14 protein-coding genes are annotated in these 14064 nt (G+C 63.1%); 8 read left to right on the top strand and 6 right to left on the bottom strand.

What is annotated here, in order from left to right; translation table 11 throughout:
• Positions 1 to 101 precede the first annotated feature (101 nt).
• Entirely contained in the window at positions 102 to 2294 is a 2193-nt protein-coding gene (locus tag AB0N72_RS17570) for an efflux RND transporter permease subunit (RefSeq protein ID WP_363933480.1), read from the top strand.
• A 20-nt stretch (positions 2295 to 2314) separates the two neighbouring features.
• On the opposite strand, the gene AB0N72_RS17575 is transcribed toward AB0N72_RS17570, so the two are convergent.
• Positions 2315 to 3124 (bottom strand): hypothetical protein, encoded by an 810-nt coding sequence (locus AB0N72_RS17575; RefSeq protein ID WP_363933482.1) that lies wholly within the window; start codon positions 3122 to 3124, stop codon positions 2315 to 2317.
• 137 nt (positions 3125 to 3261) lie between these two features.
• Between AB0N72_RS17575 and trxB the strand changes: the two genes are divergently transcribed.
• Positions 3262 to 4239, top strand: a complete 978-nt coding sequence (gene trxB / locus AB0N72_RS17580) for a thioredoxin-disulfide reductase (RefSeq protein ID WP_363933484.1) — start codon at positions 3262 to 3264, stop codon at positions 4237 to 4239.
• Between the two features lie 54 nt (positions 4240 to 4293).
• Here trxB and AB0N72_RS17585 read toward each other — a convergent pair whose 3' ends face one another.
• The gene (locus AB0N72_RS17585; protein ID WP_363933486.1) at positions 4294 to 5151 is read right to left on the bottom strand and encodes a prephenate dehydratase; all 858 of its coding nucleotides are present in this window, start codon (positions 5149 to 5151) and stop codon (positions 4294 to 4296) included.
• Between the two features lie 73 nt (positions 5152 to 5224).
• Positions 5225 to 5929 carry a helix-turn-helix domain-containing protein gene (locus AB0N72_RS17590; protein ID WP_363933488.1) on the bottom strand — a complete coding sequence of 235 codons (705 nt, stop codon included), beginning with the start codon at positions 5927 to 5929 and terminating at the stop codon, positions 5225 to 5227.
• A 66-nt stretch (positions 5930 to 5995) separates the two neighbouring features.
• Here AB0N72_RS17590 and AB0N72_RS17595 point away from each other — a divergent pair, with 66 nt between their 5' ends.
• From AB0N72_RS17595 to AB0N72_RS17605, 3 genes are all read left to right on the top strand, one after another.
• A complete protein-coding gene (locus AB0N72_RS17595; protein WP_363933490.1) occupies positions 5996 to 6634 on the top strand; it encodes a flavin reductase family protein in 639 nt (212 codons plus the stop codon).
• Between the two features lie 77 nt (positions 6635 to 6711).
• Positions 6712 to 7125 (top strand): hypothetical protein, encoded by a 414-nt coding sequence (locus AB0N72_RS17600; protein ID WP_363933492.1) that lies wholly within the window; start codon positions 6712 to 6714, stop codon positions 7123 to 7125.
• Between the two features lie 50 nt (positions 7126 to 7175).
• Complete coding sequence (locus AB0N72_RS17605) at positions 7176 to 7682, top strand: MepB family protein (protein ID WP_363933494.1); 507 nt, start codon at positions 7176 to 7178, stop codon at positions 7680 to 7682.
• Here the strand turns inward: AB0N72_RS17605 and AB0N72_RS17610 are convergent.
• Positions 7672 to 9084: an aldehyde dehydrogenase family protein gene (locus tag AB0N72_RS17610; protein ID WP_363933496.1), complete on the bottom strand. Its 1413-nt coding sequence runs from the start codon at positions 9082 to 9084 to the stop codon at positions 7672 to 7674. The genes AB0N72_RS17605 and AB0N72_RS17610 overlap by 11 nt on opposite strands.
• Positions 9085 to 9244: 160 nt before the next feature.
• On the opposite strand from AB0N72_RS17610, the gene AB0N72_RS17615 reads away from it, so the two are divergent.
• Positions 9245 to 9883, top strand: a complete 639-nt coding sequence (locus AB0N72_RS17615) for a LysE family translocator (RefSeq protein ID WP_363933498.1) — start codon at positions 9245 to 9247, stop codon at positions 9881 to 9883.
• On the opposite strand, the gene AB0N72_RS17620 is transcribed toward AB0N72_RS17615, so the two are convergent.
• Positions 9880 to 10470: a TetR/AcrR family transcriptional regulator gene (locus AB0N72_RS17620; protein ID WP_363933500.1), complete on the bottom strand. Its 591-nt coding sequence runs from the start codon at positions 10468 to 10470 to the stop codon at positions 9880 to 9882. The genes AB0N72_RS17615 and AB0N72_RS17620 overlap by 4 nt on opposite strands.
• Positions 10471 to 10592: 122 nt before the next feature.
• Here AB0N72_RS17620 and AB0N72_RS17625 point away from each other — a divergent pair, with 122 nt between their 5' ends.
• Positions 10593 to 12560 carry a primary-amine oxidase gene (locus AB0N72_RS17625; RefSeq protein ID WP_363933502.1) on the top strand — a complete coding sequence of 656 codons (1968 nt, stop codon included), beginning with the start codon at positions 10593 to 10595 and terminating at the stop codon, positions 12558 to 12560.
• 2 nt (positions 12561 to 12562) lie between these two features.
• On the top strand, positions 12563 to 13000 hold the full coding sequence (locus AB0N72_RS17630; RefSeq protein ID WP_363933504.1) for a hypothetical protein: 438 nt from the start codon (positions 12563 to 12565) through the stop codon (positions 12998 to 13000).
• 15 nt (positions 13001 to 13015) lie between these two features.
• On the opposite strand, the gene AB0N72_RS17635 is transcribed toward AB0N72_RS17630, so the two are convergent.
• Entirely contained in the window at positions 13016 to 14041 is a 1026-nt protein-coding gene (locus tag AB0N72_RS17635; RefSeq protein WP_364081360.1) for a LacI family DNA-binding transcriptional regulator, read from the bottom strand.
• Positions 14042 to 14064: the final 23 nt, after the last annotated feature.

Raw genomic sequence — 14064 nt, forward strand, 5'->3', positions numbered from 1 at the left:
TGCATCCGGGAGTATGAAGATAGGGTATTGGATTAGTTCCATCATAGAGATAATCTATGATGGAATAAACCCCTCACCCACTTCCCCACGAAGAAGGACTCATGAAACCGCAGAGAGTACCGTTCTGGCTGCGCTGGCTGGTGCCCGTGGTGCTGGTCATTACCTGGCTGGGCATCGCCGGGGCCGGCGGCCCCACGTTCGGGCGCCTGGACGAAGTCTCCTCCAATGACCAGGCATCCTTCCTGCCCGCAGGAGCGGAAGCCACGGAAGCCGGGGACTGGCAGGCCAAGTTCCGCGACTCCGAAGAGATTCCCGCCCTGGTCATCGTCGAGAATGACGCAGCGTTCACCCCTGCGCAGTTGGGCGAAGCAGCCAAGCTGAAAGGCGACATCGAGGCACTCAAGCTGGGGAGCGCCGTCGTCGGGCCTGTTCCGTCGGAAGACGGCAAAGCCGTCCAGTTCATCGTCCCGATCGCTGAGTCCGACGAAATACGCGACGTCGTAAAGGAACTGCGCGACGTCGTTCAACCGGGCGCCCCGGACGGGATGAAAGCGTTCGTCACAGGCCCTGCGGGTCTGACCGCCGACCTGGTCAACGCTTTCGGTGGCATCGACGGCATCCTGCTGCTGGTCGCTTTGGGTGCTGTATTCGTGATTCTGCTTCTGGTGTACCGCTCGGTGGTGCTTCCCCTGGCGGTGCTCTTCACCTCGGTGTTCGCCCTCTGCGCGGCAATCCTGCTGGTCTTCGGCATGGCCAAGCTCGGCTGGATCCAGCTCAACGGCCAAAGCCAAGGCATCCTGTCCATCCTGGTTATTGGCGCGGCAACCGACTACGCGCTGCTGTTCGTGGCCCGCTTCCGCGAGGCACTGACCCACACCAACAACCGGACGCAGGCCGTCCTTACTGCGTGGAAGGCATCCTTCGAGCCGATCCTGGCCTCGGGAGCCACGGTCATCATCGCCCTGCTCTGTCTCCTCTTCTCGGACCTGAATTCCAACAAGGCCCTGGGTCCGGTTGCCGCCGCGGGCATCCTGTGTTCGCTGTTCGCTGCGCTCACGCTCCTGCCCGCGCTCATGGCATTGCTGGGCCGCGCCGCCTTCTGGCCTTTCCGGCCCAAGCTGCTGCCCGACGACGAACGCGAACCTGAGATTGTTACCGGGCTTGAGGGGCAAAAGGGATTGTGGCGTGCCACTGGCCGGCTGGTTTCGCGCCGTCCGCGCGTGGTCTGGGTTGCCTCGGTGCTGTTGCTCCTGGTTGCCGCCACGGGCGTCCTGCAATTGAAGGCCAACGGCGTCCCCCAGACGGACGTCATCCTGGCCAAGTCCGACGCCGTTGACGGCCAGGACGCGCTGGCGAGGCATTTCGACGCCGGCAGCGGCAGCCCCGCCGTCGTGGTCGCTTCCGCAAGTTCAGCGCAGCAGGTCCTGGACAAGGTCAAAGCAGCCGACGGCGTGGGCGACGCCTACCTGCTGGCCGACGGAAACGTGCCCATCACGGGGGCACCGGGAACTCCTTCCGAGCCCGCGGTCCGCGATGGCAAGATGCTCATAAACGCCACGCTGAACTCGGCGGCTGATTCGATCGAGGCAGAGAATGCCGTGAAAGCCCTGCGCAGTGCGGTACGCGAGGTTGACTCCCAAGCGTTGGTGGGTGGCGTGACGGCTACGGCCCTGGACACCAACACCACAGCCCAACGTGACCTGGTGGTCATCATTCCGATTGTCCTGGTGGTTATCCTGTTCATCCTGATGCTCCTGCTGCGCTCGGTGGTTGCGCCGGTGCTGCTGGTGCTTTCCGTGGTCCTGTCCTACGGAGCAGCGATGGGTGTTTCGGCGTGGGTATTCAACGGAGTCTTCAAATTCTCCGGCGCTGACGCTACTGTGCCGCTGTTCGGCTTCGTGTTCCTGGTTGCCCTGGGCGTGGACTACAACATCTTCCTGATGAGCCGGGTCCGTGAAGAATCGCTCAAGCATGGGACAAGGCCCGGGATCCTGAGGGGACTTTCCGTTACCGGCGGTGTCATCACCTCTGCCGGTGTGGTCCTGGCCGCCACGTTCGCAGCGCTCGGCGTCATCCCCATCATGTTCCTGGTGCAACTGGCGTTCATCGTGGCATTCGGCGTGCTCCTGGACACCGTGTTGGTCCGCTCGCTCCTGGTTCCTGCACTGGCCTACGACATCGGGAGCAAGATCTGGTGGCCCAGCAAGCTGGGACGTAGGTCTTCGGACCCTTCGCTTGGTTCCCGTGAGAAGCGCGAGGAGCGCGAAGACGAACAGGCGTCCGCGGGCCGCTAAGACAAGAAACGTTCCTTCAATCAACGTACGGCGGTCTTGCCCCTGCTCTTCTGTTTTTGGTGGGACCGCCGTACGGTTTTCCGCTTGCGGCGTCGTGTGCCCTGTCCACTGAAGGGTGGGCGGGGCTCACCGAGCCGGGGGCCGCTCCAGTACCGCCCGCCAAGGAGAATGCCGGCCAGAACCCCGTAGGTCCACACAAAAGGAAGAGCCACCTGGCCGGTATTTGCTGCAAGGATCATCAGCAGCAGGAACTCCACCGGGATGACCAGTTGCAGGAGATTCCTGGTCAGTGCCGAGGGCGGGAACCGGTACAGAGCCCAACCACAGATCAAGGCGCCCGCAAAAACGGCGGCGACTGGCGCCGTCGGGGATTGAAACGCGAAGTGGGCCACACTGCAACCCAGCAGGACCGCGATGCTGCCGGCGTTTATCAATGCGAGCCGGAGGCCTCCCGTGAATCCTCCACCGTCCTTGGCCTTGCGCTCGCGTTTGCGCAGGGCCTGGTGTCCCGGGCCTTGCCCGGACCACCCGCTGGCCATTCCTCCGGCGATGAAACCCAGCAGCCAGGAAGCAGCCGCCGGAATTCCCAGATCGTCCTGGACTGACAGCAGCGAGAAGAAGATCAGGATCAGTCCGAAGTTCATCGCCATTGAAGCGCGCGTGGAAATGGTGACCACACGGAACAACAGGAAGGCGTATGCCGCCGCCAGGACAAAGAATGGCACAGCCTGGATCAGCACGCTGCGGGCCATCCAGATGAACAGCGCCACAATGGCCGCAGTCATCACCCAGGAAAGAATCAGCGAGGACCGTTGGTTCGATTTCTTCAAGTTCAGTATTACCCCCGGGGACCAGACTAGTCGCAACCGCCGGCCGGGCGTCGAGCGCCGCGGCAGGCCCTCTCTTGAAAATCACGAACGTTCGGAACCATACTCAGCCCACAAGCAATCCGACATCAGGAGCGACCGTGAGCAACGAACAATTGATCATCATCGGGTCCGGCCCGGCGGGCTACACGGCTGCCATCTACGCCGCCCGGGCAGGATTGAATCCCTTGGTGCTGGCCGGTTCCGTCACCGCCGGTGGTGCCCTCATGAACACCACAGAAGTGGAGAACTTTCCAGGCTTCCCGGCCGGCATCCAGGGCCCCGAGCTCATGGACGGTCTTCAGGAACAGGCCGAAAAGTTCGGCGCCCGGATAGTGTTCGACGACGCCACTGAAGTTTCGCTTGCGGGTCACCTTAAGACTGTGGTCACTGGTTCGGGCGACACCCATGAGGCGACTGCGGTCATCCTCGCGACCGGATCCGCGTACAAGGAACTCGGGTTGCCTGAGGAGAAGAAGCTCAGTGGACACGGCGTGTCCTGGTGTGCCACCTGCGACGGCTTCTTTTTCCGTGAGCAGGGCATCATCGTGGTGGGCGGTGGCGACTCTGCCATGGAGGAAGCCACGTTCCTGACACGCTTCGGAAAGTCCGTGACTGTAGTGGTTCGGAAGGGCGAACTCAGGGCATCCCGCATCATGGCCCAGCGAGCCAAGGACAACCCCAAAATCACGTTTGCCTGGAACTCAGCTGTCACGGCCATTCACGGAGGCTCCAAAGTGACCGGTGTGACGCTCACGGACACACGAACCGGCGAAACCCGCGAGCAAGCAGCAACTGGCATCTTTGTAGCCATCGGTCACCTTCCCCGCACGGAGCTGCTGGTGGGACAGGTGGACCTGGACGCCGAGGGCTACATCAAGGTGGACTCACCCACGACGTGCACCAACCTTTCCGGTGTGTTCGCGTGCGGCGACGCTGTGGACCACCGCTATCGCCAAGCCATCACGGCCGCAGGAACGGGGTGTTCCGCGGCGCTGGATGCAGAGCGCTACCTGGCGGCACTGGAAGACGCCGACAGTATTGCAACGGCACTTGTGGAGGAGCCAACGCACTTCTAGTTCGCGCGAACCAACGGGCCTTTCAGTCGTCCGTGCGCCGCTGAATGTATGGCGTCAGGCGCTGACAACGTTCCGTTCCCTGTAGGCGTCCGCCGCATAAACGCCCAGGACACGTACCTCCGTCGTGAAGAACTCCAATTCCTCCAGCGCACGGCGCAGCCGGGCGTCCTCGGGGTGGCCCTCGACGTCGGACAGGAACATGGTTGCCGCGAATTCGTCGCCCACCATGTAGCTCTCCAGTCGCGTCATGTTCAAACCGTTGGTCGCGAAACCACCAAGGGCCTTGTAGAGCGCAGAAGGAACGTTGCGGACACGGAACACGAAACTGGTGATCGCCGGACCGGGAAGTTCTTCCTTGGTGGGAAGGTCACGTTCGCGTGCCAGCACGACGAACCGCGTGGTGTTGGTGGGATTGTCCTCGACTCCGGAGGCCAGGACTTCGAGTCCGTACAAGGAGGCGGCAAGAGGGGGAGCGAGGGACAGCTTGCGGGGGTCGTTCCAGTCCCGCACCTCCCGCGCCGAACCAGCGGTATCGCCGGCAATGACGGGCTTCAATCCGGCTTCGCGGATGATGCGGCGGCACTGGCCGAGGGCGTGGATGTGGCTGTGCACTTCCGTAGCCTCCTCAATGGTGCTCCCGGGAATTCCCATCAGGTCGAAGTGGATGGGAAGGAAGTACTCCCCGACGATCTGGAGCTTGGACTGCGGGAGCAGGACGTGGATGTCTGCCACGCGTCCGGCGATGGAGTTCTCGATGGGGATCATGGCCAGATCCACGTCGCCGTTGGAGACGAGTTCAAACGCATCCTCAAAGCTGGCGCAGGGCACGCTTTCGAGTTCGGGGAACATTTCCTTGCACGCGAGGTCCGAATTGGCTCCGGGCTCGCCTTGGTACGCAATCTTCTGGGCCATGCTGCTCATGGTTTCACGCCAGGTATATGGCAGCGCAAAAGCGTCCACGTTGTGACTGTGCTGCCGGCCGTGCTCACCAGGCCAGCTCAAGGTCGAAGTGCTTTTTCAGTTCTGCACGGCCCAGGGCAGTAACTTTGAGCGCCCGGGTGTGGGGAATGTGGAGTACCCATTCGCTGGCGAGGGCATGATCGCAGATTGCTCCGCCCACGTTGCCGGCCAGATGGTATTGGCGTCCTGTCCAGTCCAGGCACGTCCGTATGAGCGGCCTGGTGGTTTTGTTACTTATCGAAATCCCCGCTTCCTCCAGAAGCCGTGCACCCACGGGCGTCAGTTGCACTCCGGAGTCGAGGTTGATGACCTTCTTGTTGACCAGCGCTTTCATGAGATTGACCCCCAACTCCCCGGCGAGATGGTCATAGCAGGTTCGGGCGCGGCTCAGTGCTAGATCCTGGGTGACTGCTTTGTAGGAACGACGGTTGCCGGGCAGCGGCTCAGCGTGGCCAGCCATTGCCTCGATCAGTTCCGCCATCTGCGTGTCCTCGATCCGGACGTACCTATGCCTGCCCTGGCGGAGCTCGGTGAGTACCCCGGCGCGGATGAGTTTGTTGAGGTGCTCGGTGGCTGACGACTTGGGCACTTGGGCGTAGCTGGCCAACTCGGTAGCGGTCCATGCCCGCCGGTCCAACAGTGCCAGGCAGAAGGTTGCGCGGGTCTTGTCGGCAAAGAGAGCGGCGAGGGCAGCCAATCCATTGCCGTCTGGAAGAACGTCGGAAGCCATGGCTCCATTATTGGCCAGCGACGGTTCGGTCCAGCCCGAACTGACCGGCACATAGGCTTCTGAACCATGTCACATCAGGAATCAGCACATATTGAAGTGAAACCCAAGATCCTCTACTTCGGGACTCCCGTAGTCCTGGTCAGCACAGAAAATGCAGATGGCTCCTTCAACCTCGCACCCGTTTCATCCGCCTGGGCGCTGGGGCACACCGTAGTCCTCGGACTGGGGGAGGACGGGCACACCCTTGCCAATCTTCGCTCGCGCCCCGAGCTGACCATCAACTACCCGGAACCCCACCTGTGGGCGGCGGTTGAGCGGCTCGCTTCCTTGACTGGAGCGAATCCCGTTCCGGAGACGAAGCCTGCCCGAACCGTCTACCGACCGGACAAGTTCGCGGCCGCGCGACTGAACCAGCAGCGCTCGGTTGCTGTTAGGCCGCCCCGAGTACAAGAATGCGGCATCCAGCTCGAGGCAAAGGTTGCCGGGTTCTCATCGTCCGCAGGGGGAGGATTCGTGATCGTCGAATGCGAGGCGGAGAAGATCCACGCGCGCGAATCCCTGGTCCTGCCAAATTCGCAGCACATTGATCCAACAAAATGGGAACCGTTGATCTACAACTTCAGGCATTACTTCGGACTCGGGAGGGAGCGTGGCTTCTCCTACCGTTCCGAGACACCCGGCGGGAGCCCAAGGGTGCTTCCATAACCGCCGAGTGGGGGCAGGGCAGTAGGCTCTTCAACAGCCGGGCTGCCGGGCACGATCCATCCGAGAAAGAAATAGCCATGTCTGAGCGAAGCGGCCGCCGGGCCCGTAAGGGTCCGCCACCCGTTGACCCCAAGAAATTTGTCCACATCGACCGGCCCAGCAACGCATCCCTGCGTGGGGGAATAGTCACCGGGTTCGTCCTGTCCATCGGAGCCGGCGCTATCGCCGCGTCCTGCTCGCTGCTCCCATTCCACCCGGAAGCGAAAATCCTCTACCTTGTGGCGGCCGTCATAGGCGGCAGCCTCGGTTGCGTCTTGTTCGTCAGGAGCAACCTTCGCGATGGGCGACGCCGGCGGGAGGACTTCATACGATGCGGCGGCGACCCTACCGGAATGACCGACATGATGTTCGGCATCATGCGCGGGAAACGGACTGAGACCGGTGAATGGATCGTGCCTGAGCAGGGCTCCGGGGACTACCAGGGCATCTGACTCCACCGAAGACAAAGGCAAGCGGCAGGGTGGAACGGTAGGGTTCGAAGGTGAACTTCCACGCCTTTCACCGCTTCGTCAGCCACCAGCCGCCTGCCGACGACACCCAGCCCGTTGTCCAGCCGGAAGATCAGAACAGCGACTACGAATCGGGGATAGCCCTTGTCTCTGGCCAGTGGTGGCGAATCCGCACAGCCCGCATCACACCCACCAAACCCGGCGCCTTTGTCGCCGTCTGGAAACGGGACGAACACGGCGCGACCCGCCCCTTTACAGCCGGGGAGTCGTTGGCAGGGCTCCTCGTTTTTGTAGAGGATCGGGTGGAGGGTGAGGAAAGGTTTGGCATGTTCCGCTTTACCCCGGAACAGCTCGTCTGGCTCGGCTACGTCAGCTCATCATCCAAAGCAGGCAAGCGCGGCTTCCGCGTCTACCCTTCGTGGTGCACTGGACTAAATCCACAGGCGCTGCGCACCCAGCGCGGGCAAGCCGCTGCGTTCGTCGAGTTCCCATCGACGGGTGCATCGCGGCCCACCCACGCTGGCGCGGTTAGCCGTTGATGATCTGCGGGACGCCCAATGCCTTGAGGCCTTCGACCCCGAACTCAAGGCCGTAGCCCGACTGCTTCGCACCGCCAAACGGTACTCGGGGATCAACGGCCCCGTGCTTGTTGATCCAGACCGTACCGGCCTGGATCCGGGAGGCGACCTCGCGGGCGGCACCCAGGTCAGAGGACCAGACTGAGGCGCCCAGGCCGACGTCGAGCGCGTTCGCCTTGGCGACGGCCTCGTCGACGGTGCTGTATTTGATGATCGGAAGTGCGGGGCCGAACTGTTCCTCGGCGACCAGCGGGTTGTCGTTGTCGATGTCCGCCACCAGCGTGGTGGGGTAGAAGTTGCCGGGCTGGTCAGCGTCGGGGTTGCCGCCGATCAGGATCCGCGCACCGGAATCGCGGGCAGCTTCCACCAGCCGGGCCACGATGTCGTACTGCTGCCGGTTCTGCAACGGGCCCAGGACATTTGCCTCATCGAGGCCGTTGCCCATCGGCATTGCCGCAGCAACAGCGGCAAGCTCGGTGCAGACGGCGTCGTACTGGGATTCGTGGACATACAGGCGCTTCAGTGCAGCGCAGGTCTGGCCGGTGTTGATGAACGCGCCCCAGAACAGGCCCTCGGCGATGGCCTTCGGATCCGAATCCGGCAGGACGATGCCGGCGTCGTTGCCGCCGAGTTCCAAGGTGAGCCGCTTGACGGTATCGGCCGAGGACCGGATGATCGCCTTGCCCGTGGCGGTGGAACCGGTGAACATGACCTTGCCGATCGCGTCGTGGCCGGCCAGGGCCTCACCGACGTCGCGCCCGCCGGAGACCACGGAGAGCAGGCCATCGGGGAGTTCCTCGTTAATGATCGAGGCCAGCGCCAGCACTGAGAGCGGCGTGTATTCGGAGGGCTTGACCACCACGGCGTTGCCCATGCGCAGGGCCGGCGCGATCTGCCAGACCGTAATCATCATCGGCCAGTTCCATGGACCAATGGCGCCCACGACGCCGATGGGCCGGTAGTGCAGCTCGGCGCGCGTTTCGCCGTCGTCCACCACGGTTTCCGGCTCCAGCGGCGTGGCGGCGGTGGCGCGCAGCCACGCGGCGCAGGCGCCGACTTCGAAACGGGCGTTCGGGCCGTTCAGCGGCTTGCCTTGCTCGCGGGAGAGCAGTTGGGCGAGTTCTTCAGCGGAACGCTCGACGGCGTCGGCTGCTTTCATGAGCGCGGCAGACCTCGCGTCGTGGCCCAAGGCAGCCCACGCGGGTTGCGCGGTGACGGCTGCGTCAACGGCACGCTGGAGGTCCTCGACGGTGTGGACGGGGGCTTCGCCGACGGCCTCGCCCGTGGCCGGGTCGAAAATGGTGCGGCTGTTTTGGCCGGTGGCCGGGGTGATCGAGGCCAGCAGGGCGTCGTAAGTCTCCATTGGTACTCCGCTCGGGTAGTAAGTCTTCGCGGCCAGTGAGCCGCGCGGCGATGTTTCCAGTGTGGTCCGCACCACTACGAAGGGCCTTGTCGATGCACGAACGGCCCTTGACGGGAAGCGAACGCTTTCTCCCAGGCAGCCGTGCCTGATAATCGACCTTGTGACTCTTGCTTCCCTCGCAGCGTTTGCCGGCCTCTGCCTTGTGCTGTCCGTGACCCCAGGTCCGGATACGTTCCTTGTCCTGCGTATCGCCTTGAACAGGCCGAGCGCGGGGATAGCAGCGGCCGCCGGCTCAGCCCTTGGCGCGATCGCGTGGGCAGCACTTGTGGGCGTTGGCTTGGCGGCAATCCTGGAGCAGTCCGCGGAACTGTTCCGCTGGCTCAAGATCGCCGGCGGCCTGTACTTGCTGTATTTGGGTGTTTCGTCCTTCATCAAGTCCAGGAGGGCCGCCAAGGCAGGTGCCAGTGGAGCGGCTGAAGAGCCACTCCCGTACAGCCGCCTCGCGGCTTTGGGTGCTGGAGCCCTGTCCACCCTGCTCAACCCCAAGGTTGGCCTGTTCTACCTGGCCGTGGTCCCGCAATTTATCCCGCACGGTGGCGACACCATGGGCACCTCCCTGATCCTGGGCGTCGTGGTAGCCGTTATTGCCTTCGCGTACCTGTCGATGATCGCGGTAGTAGCTTTCAAAGCGATGCGGTGGCTCAAGCGCCCCAAGGTGAGCACCGCCGTCGAGCGTGTCAGCAGCGGCGTGATCGCCGGACTTGGCGTCGGCGTGGTGGCCTCGGGCGCCACCAGCTAGGCGGCCAGCAACGCCAGGTAGTTGTCCAGCTGTCCTGCGAGGTCCTGCGAGAAATGTTCGTCCGGCGATAACGCCGCCACGATCTGGGCGCCCAGCATCATGTTCAGCAAGTGATCGGCGACGGCGGCGTCCCCAATGGGGGTGTCGATCTCGCCTGCCGTCCGGGCTGCCGCTGCGTGGGCGGCGATGGTGGTGTGCCACTGGTTCATGGACTCGCTGTGGAGTGCGGCCATATCGGGGTCGTTGAGGGCTTTCTGCCAGAACGGAATGACGATGCGGGCCTCGTTGATGCGTTCCTCGTCCAGCGGAAGGACTTCGGCGCAGAAAGCCCTGAGGGCCGCCACACCGGCGAGCCCCTCGGTCATGGCCGCGATGCGCTGGTTGGTGCGGTTGAAGACGTGACCGAAAGCGGATGTGAGCAGCAGGTCTTTGGTGGGAAAGTAGGGCTTGAGTGCGCCATTGGCGAAGCCTGCTTCCTCGGCTATTTCGCGCATGGTGGCGCCTTCCATGCCGAGCCTTGCAATGATCCGCCACGTTGCGTCGACCAGTTCGAGGCGTCGTTGATCGTGGTCCACAATCTTTGGCACTTGGTGGGCTCCTGGAAAAATAATGGCGGAAAGGTCTTGTGACCCATCTTACGTTTTGGTTATTCTCTACACCTATAGAAAATAAATCCCGACCCATCATAGGTCCCGGACAAGAGGCAGCCATGACGCCCACAGCAACTGAGACAGTCGCCACCGAGGAAACCCAGTACCGCCTGGCCACGGGCGCCGAGATCTCCGAGGTCCAGGCAATCCTGCAGGCCGCCGGACACCTGGGTTCCGAAAAGCGAATCGCCTACCTGGGGTTGGTGGATCCAGCCCGCGGGCAGGCAAAAGCAGACCGCCGCTTCCGCGTGTTCATCCACGACATCTCCGGCGGAACACCCGCGGACGTCCTCGTTTCGGTGACCCGGGGCGAGATCCTCTCCGCTGTGGAACTTGATACCAAAGTCTCCGGCGAGCTGCCGGTCCTTGAAGAAGAGTTTGAAGTTGTGGAGACGCTCCTCGCAACGGACGAGCGTTGGCTCGCCGCGCTCGCCGCCCGGAACCTGGACGTGGAAAAGGTCCGTGTCGCTCCTTTGTCCGCCGGTGTCTTTGAATACGACGAAGAACGGGGCCGCCGCATCCTCCGCGGCCTGGCTTTCGTGCAGGACTTCCCCGAGGACAGCGCATGGGCCCACCCGGTGGATGGGCTGGTGGCGTACGTCGACGTCGTGAACAAGGAAGTCACGCAGGTGATTGATCTTGACGTCATGCCTATCCCCGCCGAGCACGGTAACTACACGGACCCTGAACTGACGGGCCCGCTGCGGGAAACCCAAAAGCCCATCAGCATCACCCAGCCCGAAGGTCCGAGCTTCACTGTCACGGGCGGCAATCACGTCGAGTGGGAAAAGTGGAGCGTGGACATCGGCTTTGATGTCCGCGAAGGAGTGGTCCTCCACAACCTTGCCTTCCAGGACGGGGACAAGAGGCGGCCGATCATCAACCGGGCCTCCATTGCCGAAATGGTGGTTCCCTATGGTGATCCTTCACCCATCCGGTCCTGGCAGAACTACTTCGACACCGGCGAATACCTGGTGGGCCAATACGCCAACTCCCTTGAGCTCGGCTGTGACTGCCTGGGTGACATCACCTACCTGAGTCCTGTCATCAGTGACGCGTTCGGCAACCCCCGCGAAATCCGCAATGGCATCTGTATGCATGAGGAAGATTGGAGCGTCCTGTCCAAGCACTCCGACCTCTGGACAGGCATCAATTACACCCGCCGGAACCGCCGCCTGGTGATCTCCTTCTTCACCACCATCGGCAACTACGACTACGGCTTCTACTGGTACCTCTACCTGGACGGCACCATCGAATTCGAAGCCAAGGCCACCGGCGTTGTTTTCACGAGTGCTTTCCCGGAGGGCGGATCGGACAACATCTCCCAGCTCGCCCCGGGCTTGGGAGCGCCCTTCCACCAGCATCTGTTCAGCGCCCGCCTGGACATGGCGATCGACGGGTTCACCAACCGCGTCGAGGAAGAGGACGTGGTCCGCCAAGCCATGGGACCGGGCAACGAGCGCGGCAACGCGTTCTCCCGCAAGCGCACTGTCCTCGCCAAGGAATCCGAAGGAGTCCGGGAAGCAGACGCAAAGGTGGGGCGCACGTGGATCATCTCCAACCCGGAATCCAAGAACCGCCTGGGCGAGTCGGTTGGCTACAAGCTCCACGCGGAGAACCAGCCCACGCTGCTGGCCGACCCCGGTTCCTCCATTGCCAAGCGTGCCGCTTTCGCCACCAAGGACTTGTGGGTCACCCGCTACGCCGATGAGGAGCGTTACCCCACAGGCGACTTCGTGAACCAACACTCCGGCGGCGCCGGCCTGCCTGCGTACGTGGCCCAGGACCGCGAGATCGACGGACAGGACATCGTCGTGTGGCACACCTTCGGCCTGACCCACTTCCCGCGCGTTGAGGACTGGCCGATCATGCCTGTGGACACCGTTGGCTTCAAGCTCCGTCCCGAGGGCTTCTTCGACCGCAGCCCCGTACTGGATGTGCCAGCGAACACCTCCGGTTCGAGCTGCCACAGTGGGTCCGCCGCCTCCGGTGAAGCGGCCGATGACGCGCACGGGCACTGCCACTAGCCATGGCTATGACTGCAGGACGGGTCCGCTCCACCGGACCCGTCCTCCATCCTCGGATCTGCGCGGCCCTCACCGCATTCTCGTGCGCTGTCCACCTCTGGCTCGCAGCCTCAGGACACCATGAACCCTGGCTGGGAATCCTCATGATCGCCCTCGCGGCCGTGTGCATTCCGTGCACCGTTCACATTTGGCGCCACAGCCGCGTCGGAGCACTCAAACAGGTAACCGGCTCCGCCCTTGCCATGGTTGCCCTGCATGCAGTCCTGCTGCTCGGAGCGGGTGGCGTCGTGCACGCGCACGGCGGCAGGCCGGCGTCGAACGCTGTTGATACTTCCGGTGCCACGCAACTGTTGCTGGTGATCGGCTTGGAAATCACGACGGCGTTGCTCGCCGCGACGCTCGTGGCCCGGCTCAGGCGCTCCGCGGCTGCGGCCTCCTGACGTGCCGGCCTCAGACTACGCCCGGGGTGCGTACGGAGCCGTCGATTCCCGTTGCCGGAGGCGGGGAGACTTTGTTGAGTCATCAACTCGATCTGCCCCCTTCAGGAGGCGATGCAACAGGCGGAACGCCCGTGCGCCCAGATCGTTGAAGTCCGGAGCCACGGACGTCAGGGCAGGCCAAGTGAACTCGCTGAACGGTTGGTTGTCCCAGCCGATGATTGACACATCCTGGGGCACCCGGATGCCTTTTTCGGAGAGAGCCCGCAATGCAGCGATGGCCAGGCCGTCGTTGGAACAGAAGACCGCGGTGATATCCGGCGACGTGGCGATCTTGAGGCCCTGCTCGTACCCGGACCGTAGCTCCCTTGACGCTTCCAGGACCGGCGGCGGCGTGATTCCAGCCTCCACCTGGGCATCGAACCAACCCTGATATCGACCGGAGAACTGGGTAAGGGGATACAGGCCCAGGTGATGGACCATGGGATGTCCAAGGCCCAGGAGATGTTCCGTGGCTTCCCGGCCAGCTGCGTACTCGTCCAAGTAGGCATAGGGAAACCCCGGTTGGCCGGAAGAGAAACCTGACGCCGCGACTACGGGAATGTTCTCCGGCAGCTGCTTCAGCACCTCGGCAGCCGAGGGATCGAAATCCAAAACGATAATCCCTGCGAGCTGTTGCTGCAGGGCTACCTCCATGGCCGCCTTGACGTCTGAAGGCGCCGCGGATTTCACCACGGAGACCACTACGGAGAAGCCTTCGGCCTGGGCGATCTCCTCGATGCCGCCAACAGTGTTGGCGTAGCCATAAGTGGATGTGCTGGCGGCGAAGATGGCGATCATGTTCCGCTGGCCGCTTTTGAGCGCCCTTGCCAGGGAACTGGGGCGATAGTTCAACTCTTCGATGGCCGCCTCAACGCGCTGGCGTTTCTCCTCGCTTACGGGAATGTTACCGGTGAGCACCCTCGAGACCGTGGGAACGGAGACTCCAGCCAACCGGGCCACATCGGCGATAACGGGTTGGCGCGAAGTCGGTGGTGTCCTCATGGTGTCCTCAGCTGCAATTCGGT

The organism is Paenarthrobacter sp. NPDC089307 (assembly GCF_040685055.1).
Lineage (GTDB): Bacteria > Actinomycetota > Actinomycetes > Actinomycetales > Micrococcaceae > Arthrobacter.